Source organism: Nostoc sp. 'Peltigera membranacea cyanobiont' 210A (assembly GCF_002246015.1).
GTDB lineage: Bacteria > Cyanobacteriota > Cyanobacteriia > Cyanobacteriales > Nostocaceae > Nostoc.
Genome location: NZ_NOLJ01000009.1, coordinates 137,559 through 162,216, shown reverse-complemented (window position 1 = coordinate 162,216; position 24,658 = coordinate 137,559). Strand labels below are relative to the sequence as shown.

Genomic DNA, 24,658 nt, shown 5'->3' with positions numbered 1-24,658 from the left:
AACTTGATGAATGCAGAAATCTCGACAGCTTGGGACAAGGTTCAAAGCATGATTAACGGGTTCATCGCTTTGCTACCCAACATTATCTTAGGATTAATTGTCTTCATCTTCTTTTTGTTTATTGCCAGCAGAATTAAAGCACTGGTCAAGCGATTAACTCGCAACCGTCGCTACGCCCGGAATTTAGGACTAGTACTAGGAAGGTTAGCGCAGGGATTGACAATTTTGATTGGGTTGTTTATCGCCCTTTCCATTGTAATTCCTACATTTCAAGCTGGTGATTTGGTACAACTTTTGGGAATTAGTGGTGTTGCAATTGGTTTTGCTTTCCGCGATATTTTACAAAATTTCTTAGCTGGAATTTTAATTCTGCTGACTGAACCTTTTCAAATTGATGACCAAATTGTTTTTAAAGGCTTTGAAGGAACGGTCGAAAATATTGAGACACGCGCAACAACAATCAGAACTTATGACGGTCGGCGGATTGTCATTCCCAACTCAGAATTATTTACTAATTCAGTAACTGTAAACACTGCATTTGATAATCGGCGATTAGAGTACGATGTCGGCATTGGCTACAACGATGACATTGACCGTGCCAAGCAGTTAATGCTAGACGCAATGCTTAGTGTAGACGAGGTTTTAAAAGACCCGCCTCCTGATGTACTAGCAATGGAACTAGCCGAAAGCACTGTCAACATCCGGGTGCGCTGGTGGGTTCATCCACCACGACGCGCAGATAATCTGATTTCGCGGGATAAAGTGATTATTGCAATCAAGAAAAAGCTGGTTGCAAACGGTATTGATTTGCCCTTCCCAACTCAACAAATTCTGTTCCACGACCAGACAGAAGAGACAGATGGAAACCGTTCCCGTCAGCGTGAAGGTTGGCCCGCAGGTAAAGGTGAAGTACCGAAGCCTCGCCGCATTAGTGATTCACTTAGGTTACTTGCTCAAGCACGCTCCTCACAAGATAACAACGGTAAATTAGATTCTCAAACCAACGAACAATGATAAATGTCAAGATAAGCAAACTGTGGGATCAGCTCCACTCAAGTTACTGGTTCATACCGGCGGTTATGGCGGTAGTAGCTACTGCTTTGGCTTTTACAATGCTTAATCTTGACCGCACAGGCAAGGTAGATATTGATTATTGGTGGATTTATACAGGTGGAGCAGATGGAGCGCGATCACTGTTAGGATCGGTTGCAGGTTCGATGATTAGCGTTGCTGCTACAGCCTTTTCAATTACAATTGTGGCGCTTCAATTGGCTGCTTCCAATTTCGGGCCGCGACTTCTGCGTAATTTTATGCAGGATACAGGTAATCAAGTTGTACTAGGCACATTTATTGGTACGTTCATCTACTGCTTGCTTGTACTGCGAACAATTCATGGAGAAGGAGATGGATACGAACAGTATGTGCCACAACTCTCAGTTACAGTCGGCACTTTACTCGCAATTATTAGCATTGGTGTATTAATTTATTTTATCCATCATGCTTCAACAATAATTCAGGCATCTCACGTAATCGAAAATGTTAGTGAGGATTTACATTCAGCAATTAAGCGGCTATTTCCAGAAAGAATTGGGCATGGTGAACCAGAACATAGACCAGGAATTGAAGAAATTCCCATGTCCTTTGAGAAAGAGGCTTTACCGATTCGAGCTAATGACACTGGCTATTTACAAGCAATTGATAATGGGGAATTGATGGAAATTGCTTGTAAACATAATTTGCTAATACGCCTTAAAGTTAGACCGGGAAAATTTCTAATTCAAGGTAGCGATTTAGCCTTGGTTTTTCCTGGAAAAAAAGTAAATAAAAAACTTACCAAACAAATCAATGATGCTTTTATTTTAGGCAAAGAACGTACAGAACAACAGGATATAGAGTTTCCAATCGATCAATTAGTAGAAATTGCTCTGCGTGCCATTTCCCCTGGAATAAACGATCCATTTACTGCAATTCGCTGTATTGATCGAATTAGCGCAGGACTGTGCCACTTGGTTCAAAGAGATTTTCCTTCGCCCTATCGCTACGATAAAAATCAAAAATTGCGCTTCATTGCCGAAGGAGTTGATTTTCAAGGATTGGTTGATCGTGCTTTTAACCAAATTCGGCAGTATGGAAAGTCGGATGCAGGAGTAACTATTCGTTTGTTAGAAGCTATAGCTGTAATTGCTACTTACACCAACAATTCTAAATATCAAGTAAGCCTGCGCCATCATGCTGACATGATTTTACAAGATAGCCGTGAGGGACTCTCACAAGAACAAGACTACAAAGATGTAGAAGAAAGTTATTATCAGGTCATTAAAAATTTAAATAATGATGACAATAATAAGGATTGGGATTAATCAGAAGAATAGCGTTTTAAATTAATATTTTTGAGGTAATAATTATGAAAATTTTGAATTGGAAAGGTTATCGAATTATCGCATGGATAGGACAGGCGCTACTAACAATTTTTGTCATAGCCGCAGCAGTTCAAGGTAAATGGTCAAATGCCTTGGGTCTTGCAGTCTTCCTTGTCATATCCTTTGTGTTTGTCATCCGAGATGATAAATTACCCACTTTATTTGATTTTTTGTTTGTGTTGGCTGCATTGCTAAATGCTACTGGTTGGGTATGGGATTTATTTGGTATGCCAGGCCCCTATGACGAAATTGTTCATGCTTATACGACTTCTGCAATTACCCTAGCACTTAGTTTTTTAGTCTATAGTTCAATGTTGAATATATTTCGGAATCATACACTTTTGTATTTAGTGACAATTACTAGTTTTGGAATTGCTGTTGGTGCTTTGTGGGAAGTCACGGAATGGTCTGCTGGTAAAATTCTCAATACTCAAGTGATTGAAAGTTTGGATGACACCATTATTGATTTAGTCATGGACACTCTCGGTGCTGGATTAGCAGCTTTAATTAGCCTTTGGGCGTTGCGAAATTGGACAAGTCGTAAAGCAGAGGCAAATCATTCGCAAACTGAGACATACATTTAAATTACATAAGATTTAATACTTTAGAGAACTATGAAGACATCAAAAACTAATTTTTTGGCTCGGAAACTAACAACTTATCTGCTGCTACCTTTTATCGGCATAACGGGAGGATTTTTGAGTAGCTGCTCAACAGATTTTTCTGGAAAAGTTCGTCCTCCAATTGTTACTTCTCCGAGAGTTAAGGAAACACAGAATCAAAGTTCGCGCCCTCTAACACCAACTGCTGAGGACAACAATTTTGTGGTTGAAGTTGTCGAAAAAGTAGAACCAGCTGTAGTTCAAATTAATACTTCCCGAACTATCAGAAGCGCAGTACCACAGTTACCTGATACATTAAATGACCCATTTTTTCGGCGCTTTTTTGGTGACACTGTACCAACACAGCCTCAAGAACGAGTAGTGCGGGGTGTAGGCTCTGGTTTTATCATCGATCCTAATGGACGAATTCTCACCAATGCTCACGTTGTCAACAATGCAGATACGGTGACGGTATCATTTTCTGACGGTCGTACTGTTGAGGGCAAAGTGCTAGGACAAGATACGGTGAGCGATGTTGCAGTTGTGCAAATTCCTGGTAATAACTTACCAGCAGTAGAAATCGCAAATTCCGATACTTTAAAACCAGGACAATGGGCAGTTGCGATCGGTAATCCTTTGGGTTTACAACAAACGGTAACAGTAGGTGTTATAAGTGCGATCAACCGTTCCTTAAATCTCTCCACCAGACCTAGTAGTTATATTCAAACCGACGCAGCAATTAACCCCGGAAATTCAGGCGGGCCACTCTTAAATGCTCGCGGTCAAGTCATAGGCGTTAACACTGCAATTATCCAAGGTGCTGAAGGTATTGGCTTTGCCATTCCTATAGATACAGCTCAACGAATTGCCCAGCAATTAATTACTCAAGGTAAAGTTGAATATCCTTACTTAGGTCTTCAGATGGTGACACTAACACCTCAAGTCAAGAAAAGAGTCAAGGATTATCCAAACAGTAACGTCCGCATTGTAGCAGAGCAAGGAATTCTTATTATTCGCGTTATTCCTAATTCTCCTGCTGCCAGAATCGGATTGCGCCCAGGAGATGTTATTCTCAAAATTAACAATCAACCCGTTACTACGTCTGAAGAAGTTCAGCAAATTATTGAAAAGAATGGCTTAAATAATAACTTACAAATCCAAGTGTTACGCAACGCACAGAACTTAGCATTTACAGTAAAACCTGAATCACTGGCATCTCCAAACAACATCCAGCCTTAAGTTTGTAAAGTAGATAATATTTACCTTAATTTTTCATTGCTTTCAACAGATTATTCGGACTTGCCATTTATCTTACCCAATACTTTTGCGTCGTGATTATCTTTTTTATTTTTGTGCCAGTTGTTGAGTACATCCTCGACTAAAACTTCTTTTATCCATGTTTGAAACACAATTACTAACGGAACAGCGAGAAATACACCCAAAAATCCAAAAAATCTGCCAAAAAACACCACTGCTACCAAAGTAACTGCTGGCAGTAGAGATGCTTGGCTTTTCATCACTAAAGGCACTATAACTAAACTTTCAACCTGCTGAATTCCAAAGTACAAAGCTATAACTGCGGCGATTTTCCAAGGTTCTTCATTTAATGCTAGCAGTGCAGGCGGAATCACACTCAAGGTTGGCCCAACATTTGGGATAAATTCTAATAATCCTGCCAAAATAGCATTAACTAATGGCAATGGTATTCCCAAAATCAACAGTCCAATATAGCTGAATGTTGCAATGACCAGCATAGTCAGTAGCGTGCCTTTTATCCAGCCAGTCAACGAGACTGCACACTTATTTAGAATGTCATCAACTCGCTGACGATAAAAAGCAGGAAATAACATTATAAATCCCTGCCGATATGGCGAGGGATTGACTAATAACATGATGGTAAGAGCTACAAAAAGCAGCAAACCTAAAATAAGAGAAAGCGAGCTACTGACTAAGCTAAAAAAGTTGTTTATTAATCGATTTAACCAATCTTGTAAACCTTGGGTGATATACCTAAGTCCTCGAATATTTTCTAATAGTTGGTCAGGAATTACATTTTGTAACCAATTATTCCACGATCGCAACCGTTCTAGTCCCATAGGCATAATATTACCAAATTGTTGTAATTGGTCAATAAGACGCGGCACAATCAGTGCAAAAAACCCGACTAAAACGACCAATAAGAGAATAACTGATATGGCAACTGCAATGCCTCGATTAATGCGAAATCTTTGAAAAAACCTCACTAGTTGATTTAGGATTGTAGCTAAAACTACTGCTGCAAATACCACCAAAAGTATTTGTCGAATTTGCCATAAAACATAAAGAGATATAACAAGAGCGAGAAACCCGATCAATTGCCCTAAACGCACAATTCACCTCCAAAATTTTGCTATTTATAGCCTAAAAATTCACTTTCCCAACTTCTCCTTTATTCAATAAATTATTTAATTTTATTTTTTTAATTAGCTTGTAATTCCTCAATTTCTAACAAACTAACAATTACCCCAGCAATGGGTATAGAAAGAAATACTCCTAATAAACCAGCTATTTGTGTACCAATTAAAAGAGCAAAAAATACTACTAGGGGATTTAAGTGAACTGTGCTTTGCATTACACGAGGTGCAATCAAATTATCTTGTATTTGTTGCAAAACTATGCAAGAGATTAATACTTTTATACTAATAAACCAACCACTTTGTACCAATACAATTAGAGAAACTAAACTAACTCCTAGTGTAGCTCCGATACCGGGAATCAGGTCAAAAAGTCCCACAGTGATAGCTAGAAGAAACGGGAATGGGATATGAAAAAGTGCGAAAACCAAAAAAGTGGCAATGCTAAGAATCAATGAGATTAGCAATTGACCTCGCAAAAAACCAATGAAGTTTTTTTGAATAGCTGTTGCAAAGCGATCGCGTTGATTATCGGGAATCTTATTAAGAATCAGTTGCCAGATTTTTTCTCCATCAGTCAGTATAAAAAAGGCAACTACAATAATAATGATAAATCCGACATAACTTTCTAATAAATTGGGCAAAAAGCTTAACATAATGTTTATACCAGACACAACCCAGTTGCGAATTTGTGTTTCTACTGTCTCTAAATTTATTTGAATATTTCTAGCGGCTAATGCACTTTGTAATTCATTAACAGGATTGTTACTAGAATTAATAATTTGTAATAGTAAACCTGCTAATTGTTGTATTTGCGTAACCAAAGTATTACCAACAAATAAAAATAGGAAAATTATTGTTAATAAACTGATAACCATAACTGTACCCAAGGCAAAACCTCGCCTCACAAACCTTTCTAAGTAGCGCACAGGATAGTTAAGAATGAGTGCTAAAATTGTCGCAAAGGTAAATATAAAAACTACATTTTTGAAATACCAGAAAACTTTTACTAATACCCAACCACAAGCAGCAAATAGTAAGAAGCGAACTAGTGTATTTGTACTAAGCTTACTCCAAAAAGTTTTTTTAGTTGGTTGTTTTGTAGGTTTATTCATATATTTGGTTATTTTTATTTACTAAAGCTATGTTTTTAAATATTTATCTTCGATTTATACAGTTCAATATTCGAGTGATTAGTTGTGATTGTTTAATATTTTTGTTCATACAATCATCAGCACCGATCGCAAATATTTGCTCAACAATATCTGCTGATAAATTATCAACCAGAAACAGCACTGGTAGCAATTTCCAGTACGGATCGTTACGTACTACCTGACAAAGTTCAATGCCATTGATATGAGGCATTTCTACATCTAAAATTAGCAGGTCTGGAGAAAATTCTGTCAGAGTATCCCAGAAATCTCGTGGATCTTCAAGAGTTTTTAGAGTAAGTCCCAATGGTTCTAAGGTTTGTCGTATGACAGTTAACGCCTGTGCATCATCGTCTACAACCATTACTCTCGCTTCAGTAATACGATTTTGTTGTAAAACTTGGGCCACTGACTCCAAAATTTGGCTAGGAGGCATGGATTTTTGCAAAAAAGCACGTCCGCCAGATCGTGCAACCTCTAGGCGTAGGCGAAGCCCGCCCCAGGCATCGCTAAAATCATTTCGCTCTGTAAAAATTAACACAGGTATTTGTGGCGATCGCTGGGATAATTCTGTTATTAGCTTCAAACTATCTTTCTCAATATCAAGATCGAGTAGCACCACATCAGGATTTAAAGATATGATTATACTTCTGGCGGTGGCGATATTAGTAGCAATCTTAACTTGTAGTTCCTGATTCTCAGCTTCATTTCTCAATTCCTCAACTACTTGTTGATCGTTACTAATTACTAATAGTAGACTTTGGGTTTGTTCAACTGGGGTTTTTTCTAGTTCTCGTTGCAACTCCATCAAAAGATTATCTAAATAAAAACATTTAACTTGGCTAATAGGTTTTTTATTTTGAAGTAAATCTCCAATTTCATTAGCTAATAGCGAACCTTTTGGAAAGCCAAAACTACCCAAAGAACCAGCTAGCTTGTGAGCTTCTTGCTCTGCTTTCTGCCGCAATTGAGCGTCAAGTTTACCTTTTCTTAAAGCATCAGCTGCAAGTTTCAATACTGCAATGCGCGAACCAACCTTATCTTTAAAATTTTCCCGATCTTGAGCAATGGCTGTTAGTAGAATTTGCTGTTGATTTAAATCTATTTCTGACTCAGGTTTAGGGCAACTCTGCTCATTCTCTAGAGCTTTTAAACGATAACCCATTCCATAGACAGTTTCTATAAAATCATAGTTAGCACCTGCTGCTTTTAGCTTTTGCCGTAAACTTTTGATATGAGATTTTATCGTATTTTCTTCAGGTGGATCTTTTTCAGTACTCCAAAGTTGATCTACAATCGTACTCCGGCTAAAGATGCGCTGGTTGTTGCGTAAAAAAAGGTCTAAAAGGCTAAATTCTTTTGCTGTTAAATTTAGAGAAATATCTGCATAAGTCACTTCACAAGTACTAGGATCGAGACGCAACTCTCCCCATTCCAAAACTGGAGGTAAAGAAGTATTTCCCCGACGTAATAAAGCACGAATCCGAGCTGATAACTCTTGAAAATCAAATGGTTTGACTACATAATCATCTGCTCCGGCATCTAAACCGATAACTTTATCAGTTTTAGTGTCTTTTGCCGTTAAAAGCAGAATCAGCATTTGATAACCTGACTGCCGTAATTGTCGGCAAAGACTTATGCCATCTAGCTTTGGCAGAACAATATCTAACAAAATCAGGTCATAGTTACAGACATTAATCAATTCCCAACCGGCTTCACCATCAACAGCAATATCAACCACATAATTTTGTTTTGTAAGAGCTGTTGCTACAGCTTGAGCAAGCAAATCATCGTCTTCAACCAACAGAATTCTCATGAAAATGTTTGCTTTTAGAAGCAACCCTGAGTGCTGTAATCAAATTTCTCTAACTTAGGTTATGCCCTTTTCAGTTTTATATGGCATCTATCAAAGGCAAGGTTTAAGCAACAGATTCGCTGCATCTAACCTATTTTGAAAAAACTTTGTACTTGGGACTGTTACAAGTCAAGACAGTAGAAAACCCGGTAGTAATGTAGCATTAACAGAGCGATACTGATATAGACTAGAGCGAAAACATGATGAACTTGTGATGATTGAGCAGTTATTCACCCCAAGAGTTAAGTAAACTGAATTAATTACACAATGTCATTGCGAGCGATCGCAATGACATTAAATATTTTTGTTCATCTAGTTACGAATAGCTACGGTATGATTACGCCGGATGTCGTTTGACTAACAGCCACACCAGTGATACATCATCGATTTTGTTAGGGTGCGATCGCGTCTCAGTCAGCAATTCAAAAAAATATCTATCGCAATCATTTTCCAAATGGGTATTACAGTCTTTTTTACAACCCACTAAAGTTGTAACCAACTCCGATCATCAGCCCGACATCTGTTTCATCTAAAAACGCCGCATTTACTCCTGCTGTTGCCGTGAGGTTAGTACTCAAAGGAACATCTACGCCACCCGATAAAAGCAAACCAACGTCTGGATCGTCACTAGTTTCAATCGCTACGCCAGCCCCAACGTATGGTGCTAGAGCGAATGTATCTTCAAAAGCATCTGCTGTCCGAAAGTTAAAGTCATAGGTGAGAGGAACCAGAACAACAGGATCGTCCTCAATCGCTACAGATGGTCGTACAGATAAAGTACGCGTCAGCCCAATTTTGCTGATCACCATAAAACCACCTTCACTTAAAGCTGAATCACCACCTAAACCAATGTTGCCAGCAACTCCAATATAGCTGGAGCCACCACGGGTAGTTCGACCTGGAGCAACATCTACTTGCGCCACCTCAGCAGAAGTTTTAGAAGCAGGTTGTGTTGGCTGGGGAACCAAATCGACTGCTGTTGTTGAAATTTTACCAGGATTTGGTATTTGTGCTTGAGCAGATAATCCACTTCCAAGCATTGTGATTGTGGAGAAAATAAACAACGCAGAAAATCGCTGTAACCGAATACTATTCATTTTTCAAATTTCCAAATAATTTTGCATAAATAAATCAGGCATTGAAAAGCAATCTAATATGCAATCAAATTGCTGTTACTTTCCTAACTGATTTAAGCTGATGTCAGCCAACTTCATTAACTGTATGGATAACACCATTTCTCGCCTGAATTACACTTTTGAAGTTATCTAGAAAAAGTGGAAAACTTGTGGATATGAGCAATATTTGCAAAATTTCTCAGAGTTTACCAGACATTTTACCCAGGCTGGCAACAACGGCAATTAACTCAGCTGCTCTAACTGGTTTGGCAACATGTAATTGAAACCCTGCTGCTAATGCCTCTTTGTAATCTTCTACCCTGGCATACCCCGTCAGTGCAACAGCAGGAATCCGCCCACCTCGTTCTGCTTCAATTTCTCTGATTTTACGCATCAGCGCGTAGCCATCCTCGCCTGGCATCCCAATGTCGCTGATTAACACATCTGGATGTAATTCTTCTAGTGCTTTAAGTCCTTGTTCTGTAGAGCTAAAAGTACTAACTTTTGCTCCACACTCTTCGAGTACTACGGTAATCCATTGCCGCACATCTGCCTCGTCATCTACAACCAGCACTCGCAAGTTGGTAAGGGGATTGGGGGATGAGGGAGATGAGGGAGATGAGGGAGATGGGGGAGATGGGGGAGATGAGGNATGGGACTTTTTTCTGGGCGCATTGTGTAATCACACCTTTACGAGATGAGGAGGAAAGACTTTCTCCTCTGCTTTCTTCTAAAATGGGCAACTTGACTGTAAATGTTGCACCTTGCCCTATTCCTTGGCTCTGGGCTTGGATTGTGCCACCATGCAGTTCTACCACATGACGAGCGATCGCTAGCCCTAAACCTAATCCTTTATCTGACCGAGTATGACTACTATCTGCTTGGCAAAAGCGCTCAAATACATGAGGTAGAAAGTCAGCACTGATACCCTTACCCGTATCACTGACTTGAATTTGAACATAGTTAGAAATTGAGGGTTGGGAAAATTCTTCCCCACTCCCCAATTCCTTTGACAACTGCACCTTAATTCGTCCGTCGTTGGGTGTAAATTTAATTGCATTGGTGAGTAAATTTAACACAACTTGTTGCAAGCGATCTGAATCACCCGAAATTTTTTCTATTGAAGTATCAAGTATAGTTTCAATTTGAATACTCTTAGCATCTGCCAGTGATTGTACAACCTCGATCGCGGCTGTAATTACTTCTACTAAATCTACCAAATCAATGGAGAGTGAAAGTTCTCCTCTAACAATCCGCGAAATATCAAGTAAGTCTTCAATAAGTTGCATTTGCAAATTAGCATTGCGTTCAATTATCTCCAGTGCAAGAGTTACTTTAGCTTCATCTAGCGCACCCGTTTGCAACATCCCCGCCCAACCGATAATTGCAGTCATGGGGGTACGTAATTCATGGGATACTATTGCTAAAAATTCATCTTTGGAACGGTTTGCAGCTTCTGCTACACTTTGTGCCGCCTCGCTAACAGCGCGTGCAGCTTGTTCTCGTAGCAGCAGTTGCTCTTTTTCTTCCTCGGCTTGTTTGCGCTCAGTAATATCTTGCATAATTTTAGAGAAGCCGCGTAGATTTCCATCTTCATCTCGTAAAGGTGTGATTACACAATGCGCCCAGAAAAAAGTCCCATCCTTACGGAGATGCCAACGATTTTCTTTAGAAAAACCCTCAGTTACGGCTTTTGTTAATACTTGTTGTGGTTGTCCGCGCTCAATTGCTTCTGGTGAAAAAATTCGCTCAAAAGGTTGACCAATAATTTCTGCTTCTTGATAGCCTAAAATACGTTCGGCTCCAATGTTCCAACTAGTAAAGTTACCGTTGGGATCTAGCATGAAAATTGCGTAATTAGTTACTCCCTCTATTAGCAATCGATAACGTTCTTCGCTTTGGCGCAGAGTGTCTTGAATTTGACGTAGAGACTCGTAATTATCCTGTGCGGCTCGCGCGTTTTTCTGAGCTTGCGATCGCGCATCACGCAGTGCGGTGTTAAGTGAGCTGATCAACACTGCTACCAGCACAAACTGAACCAACCCCACCACACCGAACCCAGTAACAGACAAAGAATAGAAAGGGAGCAAAAGGAAGTAGGCGCAGACTATGGCAGACAAAAAAGTTGCCAACAATCCTGGGTTTAAGCCACCATACCAGGAACTAACCATGACAGCAGCTAAAAACAGTGGGTAAATAGAATTCAGCCTGTGTAGCTGCCATAGAAGCAGTGTCAGCAGTAAAGCCAGTAAAACCGTTAAGAATGCAATGCTATAGCCTTTTAGCTGCGAGAATCGCTGTTCGCGGGGCGTTCCGTAGGGAAGGCGGGGCAAAGCCCATCGTGTCAATCTCCACATTTTCTATTACTTTTGGTCTATTACTTCTGGTTATGTCATAGGTTTATTAAACTTCTACCCTAGTTTTCCACTTTCAAGTTTTACCATTAGAAATTAATCTTAAGAGGATGGTAGCTTTAAACAATGCCCCTCATTACATTGGAATAATTAAAGCACTAAGTAATAATAATTTAAAAAAGGAAAATAATAACGATGACCTCTAAGCAAATCTTAGTTATTGATGATGAAGATGACATCCGTCAATTGATTCAGACTTGTCTGGAAATAATGGGGGGCTGGAAGGTATTGACTGCTACTTCAGGTAATCAAGGATTATTCTTAGCTCAGTCATCTCAACCCGATGCTATCCTTTTGGACGTAATGATGCCTGATATGGATGGTTTGACAACTTTTCAAAAACTACAAGCTAATCAAATAACTAAACACATACCTGTGATTTTCCTTACAGCAAGAGGACGTAATAATGACAAAAGCTTATTTAATAATCTAGGTGTCAGAGGCATAATCAGTAAACCATTTAATCCTCAGAAACTAGCTGTTCAAGTAGCAGCAGCCCTGAGCCTGAGCTAAAGTATATTACAAAATCTAGTGTTTCCAGTTTAGCTATTCCTAAATTATTTGTGGTAATTTAAATGTCAGAGATAAGATTCTTGTAGTCTCTCTACTTTAGGATAGATTTGCTTTAAAAAAAGGTCTATCTATAGTTTTGTTAGTCTCTTTCTGAAGTCATAGTTTTTTCCGAAAACATATATCCTCCACTAGTTTTCCACTTTTACTCTCTAATTTAGAACTCAATCAATAAATAGTAGTTCTGAATTTAAGATAAATTCTTTTCAGTAAAACAACTAGTATTTCAAAAATTAAATACATTAATTAGTGAGTTTTATTATATAGATGAAATTAAACTCTAATTTCCTATATTTACTTAAAATATCTACTTAGGGGGTATATGATCAATAATTTAGAATCACTTTCACATCCACCAAGCAAACAAAAATTTGCTGCTACATTGCGTTTAGTAAGTCGAATTAGCTTTTGGGTACAATTAGTACTTGGTGGTATTTCTGGCATTGCTGTATTGTTAGCATACTTTAGCCGTAACATTACTACTCAGACAAGCAATGCAGGTATAGGGTTTGGGATATTTTTGGCTATTGTTGGTATTTTATTGCTGTGTTTTCGAGTCTATTGGGCTTTGCGTTATCGAAAAATGGCTAAACTTTTACAAACACCAAATTCTCAAAACCATCCCAGAAAGGAAGACGTAATTCAAAATTTACGAATTGGATTGCTTGTGAGTTTAGTAGGCTTATTAATAGCTTTTATTGCTTCGGAAGTGACGGTTTCAATCATTTTGGGTAAAGCAGTAGCACAACCTCAAGGTGTCGCAATTTATCAGCCAGAAAACGTAATTCGTTCGCTAGACATTTTTGTAATGTTAGCAAACGTCAACATGATTGGCGCTCACTTTTTTGGTGGAGTTACTTCTCTGGGTTTACTCTATTGGTTAGAAGACTAATAGGCGCAGTATTGATTTGATTTTGTCAGCTGTTGCCATGGAAGTACTAATCTATATCTAAAGTAGTATTTGCCAAATATATTAGAATTCTCCTCGACTTTTCCACCATTGAGATTTAACCTCAAAATACAGTCTGTTTTCATGTCTCCTCTTTTAGTTGAGCGGCTCAACTTTCCCTAAAGTACATAATCAAAAATTTGAATTATTGCAAAAAAAAATTAAAGATTCTCTAAGTTAAGAGGATTTATCATCTTTCACTAGATGTCACTATTGGGATTTTAAAACAACAAGCAAAGATAAAATTATCAGGAGGTATTTATGTACAAGTTCAATCATTCTTCTTTCAAAAAAGTTGGATCGGTAGGAACAATTTTTGGAACATTGCTGATTGCTTTGTCTGCAATGAGTCAATCAGCAGTAGCACAGCCGCGAATTTCCCAAATTAATCCTTGCCCTAGAATTTTCTACGAAGAACCACACCGTAATCGAGTTATGGTTCCAGCAGGATGTCCACCGAATGCTGCAACTTTAAGATTTGAAAGACAACAGCGAACTACTGGTTCTCAGAGTATTATGGTTCCTGCCTATCCTATGAATGGAAGACGCACAAATGTTAATGTCATACAACCACCTGCTCCAGAAAGTCGGCAAAGTGCGATCGCAACTATCACACCAACAGCAGGTACAGTCGATGTGAAATTGAAAAATAACACTAACGCTGGTATCTCTTATCAAGCAATTGGTCAGACCCAACCTCGATATCTAGCAGGTGGACAAGAGTTTGTCCTACGAGGCTTACCAACACCTATTAGTATTACTTTGGTACGTCAAGATGGTGGACTGCTTAAAGTTATGCCCACGTCTACTTCTGAAGGGACACTCGCAGTCTCGTTAGATGAAACAACCAATTTCGATGACAATCAAGGCGTATTGAGAATTCAAAGAGATGGTCAAGTCTTTTTGAATTAATATAATTCACCGCAGAAATGTTGAACGCCTGAAAACGCTGATAACAACAAATCAAAAATTTTGTAGTCGTTCAATAATATCAGGTTCAGTTTAAAAATTATCACTAGGACTGACGTAAAAGATTTTGAATAATAAGTCACGATCTGAACCTGATAATTAGTTAACCCAAATGGAGATTTTGAAATGACCAACTTTATGCAAACTAAATGGAGTTCTAAAGGAACAATTGCTCTAGCAATATCTGCAATGCTGCTTGGAGGTTGTACCAACGAATTAGATCAACAGGCCGGAGTACCAGAAACCAATGTGACTACAGAAGAAGTCGCAGATAATACAAACGAACTAATTGGTAAAACTGTAACAATTAGAAGTACACCCGTCAGAAAATTGGGGCCGTCAACTTTTACAATTGCCGATAAGCAATTTTTTAGTGCTAAACCAATTTTAGTTGTAAACGCTTCGGGTAAAACTTTCACCCTGCCTACTGACCCAAATACACCAATTCAAGCGACAGGCCCAGTTCGTAAGTTGGTGATTGCAGATATTAATCGAGATTACAACTTGGGCTTAGATCCAAACTTGTACAAAGAGTACGAAACCCAACCTGCAATTATCGCTCAATCAATTGCACTTGCTCCTAAACCAGGTGAAATTACCACAAACCCTCAACTATACTACGGTAAAAATTTGGCAGTGACAGGTGAAGTGGAAAACATCAGAAATGCAAACTCATTCACTCTTGATGAAGACAAATTATTTGGTGGACAAGACTTGTTAGTGATCCGCGCCAGTAATCCGAAAGGAACTGTCAATGAAGGTGAGAAAGTTGCAGTCACAGGTGTGTTGCGCCCGTTTGTTGTAGCTGAATTAGAACGGGATTACGACCTTAAATGGGATTTAACCTTACAAAAGCAGCTAGAAGCAGAATACAGAAATAAACCTGTATTAGTTGCAACAGACGTATATCCCTCAGCAATTCCGCAATAAGGTATTCTATAGCATTGTCTATCAGGAAAGCTTTTCATCAATAGCCTCAAGATAAATAAGAACAAGGACAATGAGTGACAATTCTCAAAGGGGAAATTTCTTACAGGCGTTAGGTCAAGCAGGGGTATTAGTTTTCCTGGTAGCGATCGCTCTAATAGCGAGAAGTTGTAGCTTTTTTGACGCAAAGGCAACTATCACTAACACATCTGAAATCGCTGAAAACACTGACGAATTTATCGGTAACTCTGTAACAATTAAAAGCAGAGTAATTCAGAAAATTGGTTCGAGTTCATTTACGGTTAGTGATGCACGCTTCTTTCGCGGTGAACCTCTTGTAGTTGTTAATGCTTCAGGCGTGCCTTTTAATCTACCATCTGACGAAAATATTAAAGTGCAAGTTACTGGTCAGGTTCGTAATTTAGTAATTCCCAAAATTGAGCAAGAGTTTAATCTCAACATACAGGACGAATATTACAAAGATTACATCAATAAACCTGCAATTATTGCTCGATACCTTGTATTAGCGCCTCAACCTGGCCAAATAACACAACGTCCCGAACAATATTATCGTCGTCAAGTTACAGTTACGGGGAAAGTAGAAAATATCCGCAGTCCGGTTTTATTAACGCTAGATGAAAACCAATTGTTTGGTGGGCAAGATTTGCTAGTTTTATTAAAAGCACCGCCCAAAGTAGCAATAAATCAGAACCAAACAGTATCGATAACTGGTGAAGTTCGTCCTTTTGTTATTACTGAAATTGAGAAAGAATATAATTTCACCTGGGATCTAAATGTCAAAAGAGAGTTAGAGGCTGAGTACGGCAACAGACCTATTTTAGTTGCTGAAACTGTATATCATCCTTCTTAGAAATTCTCAGTTTTTTATGACGGTCTTAAATGCTGTGCTTTCTGTAAGACTCTATGAGATCATTATGTAGCTTTTCAATTACACCTACACAGATTAGAGCCGTAACAAGTTTGGGTGGATAGCAATGAAGTAGCTAATTGAGGATAATGCTGGATTTAGAACACTTTGAACAAGTTTGCTGGCAAGGGTTGTTCACTAATTTTGAACACTGTAGTTAACTTGAAGAAGATTATGCCAAATTCTTTTTCTTTTATTTACTCTCGTTTCTATCGTCGCTGGTTGTATTTATTACTGTCAGTTTTAGTAGCGGTTGGCATTGGTGTGGGTTCACCCCAAAAGACACAGGCAATTTCATTGTTTGACCTCTTGAATCAAGGAATCCAAATATTTCAGCTATCCACTATTTCTGATCGAGAAGAAGTCCAACTAGGCAAGCAGATCAATCAACAGTTAGTTAATAGTGATATTAAGCTTTATCGCAATCAGAATGTGAATCGCTATGTCAATCAAATTGGTCAATGGTTGGCGACAAATAGCACTCGCCCTGATATTCCTTATACATTTCAGGTAGTTCAAGATGAGAGTGTAAATGCCTTTGCCACAATGGGAGGCTATGTTTATGTCACTACCGGATTGCTAAAAGCCGCAGATAATGAAGCTCAATTAGCCAGCGTTATCGCTCACGAAATTGGTCATATTGCTAGTCGACATTCAATAGAACAGATGCGAGAAACAGCGATCGCTCGTGGTTTTGCCACAGCAGCCGGATTAGAACGTAGTACAGCAGTCCAAATTGGTGTGGATTTGGCATTACGCCGTCCTCATAGCCGCCAAGATGAATTTGAAGCCGATCAAAGAGGACTGAGGACTTTAGGACGTTCTGGTTATGCTCAGTCTGCCATGATTGCTTTTATGCAAAAGTTACTCCAACAGCCTTCAGTACCGACATTTTTGAGTACTCATCCCGCAACAAGCGATCGCATTACTGCCTTAAAAAGTGCAGCTAATTCTCAAAAAGCTCATAGAGGTGGCGGTTTAAACAATACTGTATATGAGGAAAAAATTCAACCTTTAAGTTAGTTAATCATAAAATTAAACAGTTTTTACAGGAGTAAAAAACATGGCTTTGTACAAACTTGGCGAATACAATCCCAACTACAAAGATGAAATTTTTGATGCTAATGACATCAAAAAAATTGATGTTTATGCCGATGATAACAGGGTTGGCTTTGTTGTAAATATATTAGTTGATGAAAGTGATGGACGTTTCCGGTATTTCATCATTGATACAGGCTTCTGGATTTTCGGCAAAAGAGTATTGCTCCCGGTGGGGTTAGCTCGTCTTGACTATGAGAAAAAACATCTTTTTGTTCCTAAATTAACCAAAGACCAAGTAAAAAATCTACCTGAATTTAGCGAAGATTTAGCAATCGATAATGATTATGAAGAGAAAGTTAGAGGGGTTTACCGACCTTTAGTGCCATCAGTAATGCCGGGTATGTTAGGTACTCCTGCTCTTTATAATTACACGCTAGAGCCTTACTTTTACGAACTGAACGATCCCAACTTCAGAACCTATGAAGAAAACCTGAGAAATGGGAGAAATCCAAACAGAGCAAAAATTTGATCGGAGGGTGTTAGAAAAGTTCTCTTATCGGTATCAAATTGGCTGTGTTTAATTTCGGAGAAATATAAATTTATGAATACTCGATTCATGCGCTCAATAATTTTACCATTAGGGTTAATTTCTGCATTGTTTTTGGGGATGTTACCCTTTAGTTTTGCACCTGCTAAGGCGCAGACAACCTCAATTACAGGTAGGCTTTCAAAATACTCTCCTGTGAAAGCTCCCTTCCTTAGACCTGGATCTCGTGGACAGCCGGTGAGAGATGTGCAAGCTGTCTTGAAATATTTAGGATTTTATAACGGAGCTATTGATGGTATTTATGGCCCTAGAACTGCTACAGCAGTAGCTACCTTTCAGCGATCGCAAAGAATAGTTGGTGATGGTAGGGTAGGAGCGCTGACATGGCAAGCTTTACGCAGTAATATACCACCCGTGCGTCGTCGTGCTTTCTAAAAATTTTAAAAGTCTAATTTATTACTAGCACTGGCGACTAAAAATTGTGGCTAACAATATTAGTACAAATGAGCAGAAAATGAATAATAAAAGCCACGATTTATCAACACATACTAGTAACAAACAGCAGCCACAAAACACTGTAAACATCCCAGATTCACCCCAAGGTTGGGATAACTTGAAATGGCTAGGCCCTAGTTTTTTGTGGATGCTTTCGGCTGCTGGTTCAGGTGAATTGCTATTTACACCAAGAATTGCCGCACTTTATGGTTACACCCTATTATGGGCGCTACTTGCTGCTGTGGTTTTGAAATGGTTTATTAATGGTGAAGTTGGTCGTTTTTCAGTTTGTACCGGTGCAACCATCCTAGAAGGTTTCAAACAACTTCCCGGCCCCAAAAACTGGGCAATCTGGCTGATTTTGCTGCCGCAGGTAGTGGTAGCAATTTCTACCGTTGCTGGACTTTCAGGAGCCGCCGCGACAGCGCTAATTTTGGTTGCTGGAGGAAGTGTGCAACTATGGACAGTAATTATTATTGTTGTGACAGCTGCGATCGTACTTTTGGGGCAATACAACGTAGTAGAAAAGATTTCTTCTTATGTAGGGATTGCCCGTACTGTAGCAGTGGTAGCTGCGGCTATTTTCGTTTTCCCTAATGTTCGCAAACTAGCAACCGGGTTAGTACCGCAAATTACACAAGATGTGCAGTATCAAGAAATACTACCTTGGCTGGGTTTCATGTTGGCAGGAGCAGCCGGATTAATGTGGTATTCCTACTGGGTAGAAGCCAGAGGATATGGTGCAGCCAGTGTTAAAGGAAAACAGAGTATAGACCCCAAGCAACTCAACCAGGAGCAAAAAAAGAAGCTGCGTGGTTGGCTAAATTTGATGACTATATCCAACACTTTAGCAGTGGTTGGTGCGCTTTTAGCGGCGTTGTCTTTCTTGATTCTGGGTGGTGAGTTGCTGCGTCCCCAAGGACTTGTACCCAAAGAAAATCAAGTAGCGGAAACTCTGGGTAGTCTGCTGGGCGATCTTTGGGGGCCATTTGGCTTTTGGTTTATGGTGGCGATCGTTTTTATTACCTTTTGTAGTACCGTACTATCGGTAGAAGATGGTTTTGGACGAATGTTTGCCGATGGTACGCAGATATTACTGCAAGGGTTTGGCGTGCGGGGACGCTGGACAAATGAAAAGTTTTTGCAACGTGTGTATATTGTAGTGCTACTGGTAGCCTTACCCATCGCCGTTTACCTGTTTTTCGGTGAACCTGTCGGTTTACTACAAACCGCAGGCGGAATTGAAGCTGCTCACATCCCCATCGTTACTGGACTGACTCTTTATTTAAATCATCGAATGTTGCCCAAAGAACTGCAACCATCAAAAATTATCTTTGCTGGAACAGCGATCGCTGGCATATTTTTTGGTGTATTTGCAATTATTTATCTGTTGCAACTGCTTGGTATAATTGGCTCAAGCGGCGCTTCAGGTTAATAAATATAGTGTAGAGAGCAGTTTCATCTTTCTGAATTCTAAATAGTTGCTATGCCGTATGACACTACCCAATTCACCCCTAGAACCAATTAGGCAACCAGTTAAAAAAATAACTTCTCTCCCTTGGTTTGAGCGATTAGCACGATTAGGATACGCAGCAAAAGGTGTCGTTTACTTTATTGTTGGGTTACTAGCAGTCCAAGCAGCCATTGGTTCTGGTGGTCAAAGCACGAATACATCTGGTGCGTTAAAAGCAATTGTTGTCCAACCTTTTGGAAAATTTTTGTTAAGTATCGTTACCCTCGGAATTATTGGGTATGTACTTTGGCGTTTAGTTCAGACGTTTTTTGATCCTGAAAAAAGTGGAAAACCAATTAATGCTAAACGAATTGTTCAACGGATTGGTTATGCTATCAGTGCTTTAGCCTATACAGGATTGGCTTTGACATCTGTAAAACTCATTATGGGTTCAGTTGTTGGCGATAGCGATTCAACTGAGGATTGGACAATATATATCTTGGCTCAACCCCTTGGGCGATGGCTAATAGCACTGATAGGGATGATGGTAGTTAGTGTTGGTCTTTTTTACCTTTATAAAGCGTATAAAGGCAAATTCCGTTACCATTTACAACTTTCTCAAATGAGTCTAACTGAGCAAAATTGGGCAGTGCGTATGGGTAGATTTGGCATTGCTGCCCGTGGCATTGTTTTTGGCATTATCGGCATTTTTTTGATGCTGGCGGCAATTCAATCTGATGGCACTCAGGCTAGAGGGTTGGGTGGTGCATTGGCGGTTCTGACACAACACCCCTTTGGTCTTTGGCTTCTGGGTGTAGTGGGTTTGGGTTTGATTGCTTATGGCATCTATTCAGGAATAGAGGCTCGCTATCGGCATATTGCTAATTTATAATTTTTAACGCAATCGCTAATTTTTGCTGCATTTGTAAAGCTGGTATCTTGCCATTAATTGTTCAACTTTTTAACTAATTATCCTGGCTATTTTAGTATTTTATCCAAAATTACTAATATTTTTGCAAAAATACCATAGTTGAGAACCTTTTGTTATGACTGTTTCGACCAAACCCCTTTCTAATCGCATCGCTATAGTTTTCGATTTTGATGATACTCTGGTTCCAGATACCGTTGATGCTTTGTTAGAAAGCTTAGGTATTGATGCTCTGGAGTTTCGCCAAGAAAAAATTCGACCCTTAATTGACAAAGGTTGGGATAAAATTTTAGCTCGATTTTATGCGCTAATTGAAGAGTCAAAACGACAAGACAACAAAATTACACAAGAATATATTGCTAGCTTTGGTCAAGAATTAGCTCCCTTTGATGGCGTTAATAAAATGTTTGATCGCTTGCAACAATGCGCTCATGAATCAAATTCAAAAGTAGAGGTAGAATTTTATTTAATAACTTGCGGTATGCTAGAAATTGCTCGTCATAACTGTATTGCTCCAAATTTTAAAGCGATGTGGGGTTGTGAATTTTCTTATGGCGATCGCAACGGCATAGAGTTTTTAAAGAAGATTGTCACTCACACAGAGAAAACCCGCTATCTTTTTCAAATTGCCAAAGGTTTTGATGATTATCAAGATGATGGTAAAGCATTTGTATATCGAGATTTACCACCAGAGGAATTGCACATTCCACTGTCACAGGTAATTTATGTTGGTGATGGTGCGTCAGATATTCCCTGCTTTTCTTTAATGAATCAAGAACAGGGTACAGCGATCGCATTATATAAAGACAGCACTCCAGAAGAATGGGGACAAGATTTAAAAATGACTCAAAGTCAACGGGTTGCTAACCTCGCGCCTGTTGACTACAGCGAAAATTCTGAACTGATGCAATCTTTAACACTCGTGGTAGAAGGTCTTTGCAAACGGATTGCTTTGCAGCAATTGAGTGTAAATGAGTAGAACTGCGAAAAACAACGCAGAGTTAGAAATCTAGAAAATATGGAGCCACCATGTTACAAAAATTAGGTAACATCACATTTAATAACGCTAAGACTCCTCATTGGGTTCTTACAATAACTGGAGTAATACTTACTACAGGTTTACTCTCTTGCCAATCACAGACCCCAGGCAACCAAGTTTCTCTTATTGGTGCTGGAGCATCCTTTCCTGCTCCTTTGTATCAAACTTGGTTCGATGTTTACAATCAACAAAATCCAAATATCAAAATTGACTATCAATCAATAGGTAGTGGTGCTGGTGTTAACCAGTATTTAAGAAGAACTGTAGACTTTGGAGCTACCGATGCACCTTTAACAGAAGAAGAACGTCAACAGTTTCGAGCAAAATACAATACTGAACCGATTCAAGTACCGTTAACGGGTGGTGCTGTTGTCTTTGCATACAATTTAGGAGGAAATGTCAACAATTTAAGGCTTTCACGCCAAGCCTACTGTGGCATTATTCAGGGTGATATCAAAACTTGGGACAATCCGCTAATTGCTAAACAAAACCCTAACGTTAAGCTATCAAATACTCCCATCAGGTTTGTTCATCGTTCTGATGGTAGTGGTACTACCTTCCTCTTTACCAATCATATTAGTGAGGTGTGTCCCAACTGGAAAGCAGGTGTTGGTAAGTCAATCAACTGGCCTATAGGTGTTGGCGCTAAAGGTAATGAAGGGATAACAGCGCAAGTTCAACAAACTCAAGGAGCCATCGGCTATGTTGAGTATGTCTATGCCAAGCAAAGTAATTTGAATATGGCAACTCTAGAAAATAAAGCTGGCCAATTTGTAGACCCATCACCAGAGTCTGCCGCTAGAGCCTTGCAAGGACAAACAATTCCACAAAACTTTGCTTTGGAAGTTCCAGACCCTCCAGAACAGCAAGCCTATCCAATTGTAGGTTTAACCTGGCTTTTGTTATATAACCAATACGATAATCCTGCCCAAGCAACGACTCTCAAAAACTTTGTTGACTGGGCGCTGACTCAGGGCGACAAATACGCTTTACAACTTGGATATATACCTATATCGAATGAACTTGCCCAAAGAGTGCAATCAACAGTTAGTGAAAAAGTAGCGGCTCGTTAATGTAATATTAATCACTTTTGTGAGTTGTTGCGATCGCAACTATGCCAGCTTTGTTGAGTCAGAGATGCAGATATACAGCATCCCTGGCTTAATTCCAGCAAGTCTGAGAATGTTTTACTCAGCACTATCATTTACATTTCAGTAATTAAAAACTCATCATTATGCAAAATCTTTGGTACAAAAATGCAATTTTTTACTCCTTGGATGTCGAGACATTCATGGATTCAGACGGCGATGGTATTGGCGATTTCCAAGGACTAACTAAGTGTCTAGATCATCTTTCTGGACTGGGAATTACCTGTTTATGGCTATTACCGTTTTATCCTTCTCCCAATCGAGATAACGGCTACGATGTCATGGACTACTACAATGTCGATCCACGATTGGGGACACTAGGAGATTTTGTACAGTTCATACATCAAGCTAGCGATCGCGGTATTCGAGTTCTGGTTGATTTAGTGGTAAATCATACATCAAATCAGCATCCTTGGTTTCAACAAGCGCGTTTAGATAAACACTCTAAGTATCACGATTACTATGTGTGGTCGGAAAATCCACCTAAAACCAAGCCAGAACAGATAATTTTTTCTGGAGTAGAGGACAGTCTTTGGGAATACGACAAACAAGCTGATGCTTACTATCTGCATCACTTTTATAAAGAGCAGCCTGATTTAAATATTGCCAATCCTGCGGTACGGGAAGAAATCTACAAAATTATGGGTTTTTGGCTGCAACTTGGTGTGTCGGGGTTTCGCATCGATGCTGCGCCATTTTTAATTAATCCACTTGGCATCCCAGATTGTCCAGATTTAGAAACTTTCCTCAAAGATATGCAAGAGTTTATTACCTCGCGTCGAGGTGATGCAATTCTGTTTGCAGAAGCAAATGTAAGTTCTGAGAAAATACCCGTCTATTTTGGTAATGGCGATCGATGTCAGATGTTGTTTAATTTCTTGCTCAACCAATATATGTTTTTAGCTCTGGCACGTAAAGATTCACAAACTTTACTTGACGGGCTGAAATCATTACCTGATATTCCTGACATCGGTCAGTGGTTAAATTTTGTCCGCCACCATGACGAACTCAACCTTGACTTAATTAGCGATTCCGAATGCCAAGAAGTTTTTCAGGCTTTCGCACCGGAAAAGAATATGCAAATTTTTGGCAAAGGCGTTCGTCGTCGTTTACCACCAATGTTAAAAGGTGACAAACGTCGCATTGAACTCACATACAGTCTGTTATTCAGCTTACCTGGGACACCTCTGCTACGCTATGGCGAAGAAATTGGGATGGGTGAAGACCTTTCGCTTGAGGGGAGAAATAGTGTCCGCACAGTCATGCAATGGTCAGATGCAATCAATGGCGGCTTTTCTACTGCTTCATCAGATGTTCTTACCCGACCTGTAATTAAAGAAGGAGAGTATGGTTATAAACGGGTGAATGTAGCAGATCAACAACGCGATCGCAACTCCTTAATCAATTGGATGGAACATATAATCCGTATTCGCAAACAGTGTCCAGAGTTTGGTTCGGGTAAATGGCAAATTATAGAAACCGATCAACCGTGTGTGTTTGCTCACTGCTGTGAGTCGGAAGGTGAAAGTGCGATCGCTTTACATAATTTAGGCGATCGCTCGTGTACAGTCACGCTAAAATTTGATGAGTATAACCATTTAATTGATATATTTGGCGATTCCCAATACGAACCTCTGGATGTTAATTTGCCTTCCATCCCAATAGAAGCATACGGCTATCGCTGGTTTCGCGTTAAGTAATTCAACAGCTTATA

At 39.4% G+C, this 24,658-nt stretch carries 21 protein-coding genes and 1 pseudogene; 17 read left to right on the top strand and 5 right to left on the bottom strand.

Annotation, left to right across the window (positions count from 1 at the left end):
- The first annotated feature begins 6 nt into the window (after positions 1 to 6).
- From CDG76_RS27045 to CDG76_RS27030, 4 genes are read left to right on the top strand one after another with little or no spacing between them, the layout of a single operon-like run.
- A complete protein-coding gene (locus CDG76_RS27045; RefSeq protein ID WP_094351966.1) occupies positions 7 to 1,014 on the top strand; it encodes a mechanosensitive ion channel family protein in 1,008 nt (335 codons plus the stop codon).
- Positions 1,011 to 2,360, top strand: a complete 1,350-nt coding sequence (locus tag CDG76_RS27040; protein WP_094351965.1) for a DUF2254 domain-containing protein — start codon at positions 1,011 to 1,013, stop codon at positions 2,358 to 2,360. The genes CDG76_RS27045 and CDG76_RS27040 overlap by 4 nt, the downstream gene beginning before the upstream one ends.
- A 44-nt stretch (positions 2,361 to 2,404) precedes the next feature.
- Positions 2,405 to 3,004 (top strand): hypothetical protein, encoded by a 600-nt coding sequence (locus CDG76_RS27035; RefSeq protein WP_094351964.1) that lies wholly within the window; start codon positions 2,405 to 2,407, stop codon positions 3,002 to 3,004.
- A gap of 30 nt (positions 3,005 to 3,034) precedes the next feature.
- Positions 3,035 to 4,261: an HhoA/HhoB/HtrA family serine endopeptidase gene (locus CDG76_RS27030; protein ID WP_094351963.1), complete on the top strand. Its 1,227-nt coding sequence runs from the start codon at positions 3,035 to 3,037 to the stop codon at positions 4,259 to 4,261.
- Positions 4,262 to 4,311: 50 nt separating this feature from the next.
- Here CDG76_RS27030 and CDG76_RS27025 read toward each other — a convergent pair whose 3' ends face one another.
- The 5 genes and pseudogenes from CDG76_RS27025 to CDG76_RS27005 all read right to left on the bottom strand — a co-directional run bounded on the left by CDG76_RS27025 (position 4,312) and on the right by CDG76_RS27005 (position 11,893).
- Positions 4,312 to 5,391 (bottom strand): AI-2E family transporter, encoded by a 1,080-nt coding sequence (locus CDG76_RS27025; protein ID WP_094351962.1) that lies wholly within the window; start codon positions 5,389 to 5,391, stop codon positions 4,312 to 4,314.
- Between the two features lie 89 nt (positions 5,392 to 5,480).
- Positions 5,481 to 6,530 (bottom strand): AI-2E family transporter, encoded by a 1,050-nt coding sequence (locus CDG76_RS27020; protein WP_094351961.1) that lies wholly within the window; start codon positions 6,528 to 6,530, stop codon positions 5,481 to 5,483.
- A 43-nt stretch (positions 6,531 to 6,573) separates the two neighbouring features.
- Entirely contained in the window at positions 6,574 to 8,382 is a 1,809-nt protein-coding gene (locus tag CDG76_RS27015) for a response regulator (RefSeq protein WP_094351960.1), read from the bottom strand.
- A gap of 512 nt (positions 8,383 to 8,894) precedes the next feature.
- Positions 8,895 to 9,518: a hypothetical protein gene (locus CDG76_RS27010; RefSeq protein ID WP_094351959.1), complete on the bottom strand. Its 624-nt coding sequence runs from the start codon at positions 9,516 to 9,518 to the stop codon at positions 8,895 to 8,897.
- A 217-nt stretch (positions 9,519 to 9,735) separates the two neighbouring features.
- Positions 9,736 to 11,893 (bottom strand): annotated as a pseudogene (locus CDG76_RS27005) (ATP-binding protein).
- 192 nt (positions 11,894 to 12,085) lie between these two features.
- On the opposite strand from CDG76_RS27005, the gene CDG76_RS27000 reads away from it, so the two are divergent.
- From CDG76_RS27000 to CDG76_RS26940, 13 genes are all read left to right on the top strand, one after another.
- Positions 12,086 to 12,463: a response regulator gene (locus tag CDG76_RS27000; RefSeq protein WP_094351958.1), complete on the top strand. Its 378-nt coding sequence runs from the start codon at positions 12,086 to 12,088 to the stop codon at positions 12,461 to 12,463.
- 379 nt (positions 12,464 to 12,842) lie between these two features.
- Entirely contained in the window at positions 12,843 to 13,412 is a 570-nt protein-coding gene (locus CDG76_RS26995; protein WP_094351957.1) for a DUF3611 family protein, read from the top strand.
- Between the two features lie 318 nt (positions 13,413 to 13,730).
- The gene (locus CDG76_RS26990) at positions 13,731 to 14,381 is read left to right on the top strand and encodes a hypothetical protein (protein ID WP_094351956.1); all 651 of its coding nucleotides are present in this window, start codon (positions 13,731 to 13,733) and stop codon (positions 14,379 to 14,381) included.
- A 183-nt stretch (positions 14,382 to 14,564) separates the two neighbouring features.
- Positions 14,565 to 15,368 carry a hypothetical protein gene (locus CDG76_RS26985; RefSeq protein WP_094351955.1) on the top strand — a complete coding sequence of 268 codons (804 nt, stop codon included), beginning with the start codon at positions 14,565 to 14,567 and terminating at the stop codon, positions 15,366 to 15,368.
- 70 nt (positions 15,369 to 15,438) lie between these two features.
- The gene (locus tag CDG76_RS26980; RefSeq protein ID WP_094351954.1) at positions 15,439 to 16,236 is read left to right on the top strand and encodes a hypothetical protein; all 798 of its coding nucleotides are present in this window, start codon (positions 15,439 to 15,441) and stop codon (positions 16,234 to 16,236) included.
- Between the two features lie 231 nt (positions 16,237 to 16,467).
- A complete protein-coding gene (locus tag CDG76_RS26975) occupies positions 16,468 to 17,316 on the top strand; it encodes a M48 family metallopeptidase (protein WP_190240996.1) in 849 nt (282 codons plus the stop codon).
- 40 nt (positions 17,317 to 17,356) lie between these two features.
- Positions 17,357 to 17,863, top strand: coding sequence for a PRC-barrel domain-containing protein (locus CDG76_RS26970; protein ID WP_094351953.1), 507 nt, complete (start codon positions 17,357 to 17,359; stop codon positions 17,861 to 17,863).
- A 72-nt stretch (positions 17,864 to 17,935) separates the two neighbouring features.
- The gene (locus tag CDG76_RS26965; protein WP_094351952.1) at positions 17,936 to 18,316 is read left to right on the top strand and encodes a peptidoglycan-binding domain-containing protein; all 381 of its coding nucleotides are present in this window, start codon (positions 17,936 to 17,938) and stop codon (positions 18,314 to 18,316) included.
- A gap of 79 nt (positions 18,317 to 18,395) precedes the next feature.
- The gene (locus CDG76_RS26960) at positions 18,396 to 19,811 is read left to right on the top strand and encodes an Nramp family divalent metal transporter (protein ID WP_094351951.1); all 1,416 of its coding nucleotides are present in this window, start codon (positions 18,396 to 18,398) and stop codon (positions 19,809 to 19,811) included.
- A gap of 58 nt (positions 19,812 to 19,869) precedes the next feature.
- Positions 19,870 to 20,721: a DUF1206 domain-containing protein gene (locus CDG76_RS26955; protein ID WP_094351950.1), complete on the top strand. Its 852-nt coding sequence runs from the start codon at positions 19,870 to 19,872 to the stop codon at positions 20,719 to 20,721.
- A 154-nt stretch (positions 20,722 to 20,875) separates the two neighbouring features.
- Entirely contained in the window at positions 20,876 to 21,736 is an 861-nt protein-coding gene (locus CDG76_RS26950) for an HAD family hydrolase (protein WP_094351949.1), read from the top strand.
- Between the two features lie 50 nt (positions 21,737 to 21,786).
- A complete protein-coding gene (gene pstS, locus CDG76_RS26945; RefSeq protein ID WP_094351948.1) occupies positions 21,787 to 22,869 on the top strand; it encodes a phosphate ABC transporter substrate-binding protein PstS in 1,083 nt (360 codons plus the stop codon).
- A 161-nt stretch (positions 22,870 to 23,030) separates the two neighbouring features.
- On the top strand, positions 23,031 to 24,644 hold the full coding sequence (locus CDG76_RS26940) for an alpha-amylase family protein (RefSeq protein WP_094351947.1): 1,614 nt from the start codon (positions 23,031 to 23,033) through the stop codon (positions 24,642 to 24,644).
- Positions 24,645 to 24,658 lie beyond the last annotated feature (14 nt).

What these genes read in the sequence shown, in the direction of transcription:
- CDG76_RS27045 (WP_094351966.1), top strand. Translation starts at nt 7, where the DNA reads ATGAATGCAGAAATCTCGACAGCTTGGGACAAGGTTCAAAGCATGATT.
- CDG76_RS27040 (WP_094351965.1), top strand. Translation starts at nt 1,011, where the DNA reads ATGATAAATGTCAAGATAAGCAAACTGTGGGATCAGCTCCACTCAAGT.
- CDG76_RS27035 (WP_094351964.1), top strand. Translation starts at nt 2,405, where the DNA reads ATGAAAATTTTGAATTGGAAAGGTTATCGAATTATCGCATGGATAGGA.
- CDG76_RS27030 (WP_094351963.1), top strand. Translation starts at nt 3,035, where the DNA reads ATGAAGACATCAAAAACTAATTTTTTGGCTCGGAAACTAACAACTTAT.
- CDG76_RS27020 (WP_094351961.1), bottom strand. Translation starts at nt 6,530, where the DNA reads ATGAATAAACCTACAAAACAACCAACTAAAAAAACTTTTTGGAGTAAG.
- CDG76_RS27015 (WP_094351960.1), bottom strand. Translation starts at nt 8,382, where the DNA reads ATGAGAATTCTGTTGGTTGAAGACGATGATTTGCTTGCTCAAGCTGTA.
- CDG76_RS27010 (WP_094351959.1), bottom strand. Translation starts at nt 9,518, where the DNA reads ATGAATAGTATTCGGTTACAGCGATTTTCTGCGTTGTTTATTTTCTCC.
- CDG76_RS27000 (WP_094351958.1), top strand. Translation starts at nt 12,086, where the DNA reads ATGACCTCTAAGCAAATCTTAGTTATTGATGATGAAGATGACATCCGT.
- CDG76_RS26995 (WP_094351957.1), top strand. Translation starts at nt 12,843, where the DNA reads ATGATCAATAATTTAGAATCACTTTCACATCCACCAAGCAAACAAAAA.
- CDG76_RS26990 (WP_094351956.1), top strand. Translation starts at nt 13,731, where the DNA reads ATGTACAAGTTCAATCATTCTTCTTTCAAAAAAGTTGGATCGGTAGGA.
- CDG76_RS26985 (WP_094351955.1), top strand. Translation starts at nt 14,565, where the DNA reads ATGACCAACTTTATGCAAACTAAATGGAGTTCTAAAGGAACAATTGCT.
- CDG76_RS26980 (WP_094351954.1), top strand. Translation starts at nt 15,439, where the DNA reads ATGAGTGACAATTCTCAAAGGGGAAATTTCTTACAGGCGTTAGGTCAA.
- CDG76_RS26975 (WP_190240996.1), top strand. Translation starts at nt 16,468, where the DNA reads ATGCCAAATTCTTTTTCTTTTATTTACTCTCGTTTCTATCGTCGCTGG.
- CDG76_RS26970 (WP_094351953.1), top strand. Translation starts at nt 17,357, where the DNA reads ATGGCTTTGTACAAACTTGGCGAATACAATCCCAACTACAAAGATGAA.
- CDG76_RS26965 (WP_094351952.1), top strand. Translation starts at nt 17,936, where the DNA reads ATGAATACTCGATTCATGCGCTCAATAATTTTACCATTAGGGTTAATT.
- CDG76_RS26960 (WP_094351951.1), top strand. Translation starts at nt 18,396, where the DNA reads ATGAATAATAAAAGCCACGATTTATCAACACATACTAGTAACAAACAG.
- CDG76_RS26955 (WP_094351950.1), top strand. Translation starts at nt 19,870, where the DNA reads ATGACACTACCCAATTCACCCCTAGAACCAATTAGGCAACCAGTTAAA.
- CDG76_RS26950 (WP_094351949.1), top strand. Translation starts at nt 20,876, where the DNA reads ATGACTGTTTCGACCAAACCCCTTTCTAATCGCATCGCTATAGTTTTC.
- pstS (WP_094351948.1), top strand. Translation starts at nt 21,787, where the DNA reads ATGTTACAAAAATTAGGTAACATCACATTTAATAACGCTAAGACTCCT.
- CDG76_RS26940 (WP_094351947.1), top strand. Translation starts at nt 23,031, where the DNA reads ATGCAAAATCTTTGGTACAAAAATGCAATTTTTTACTCCTTGGATGTC.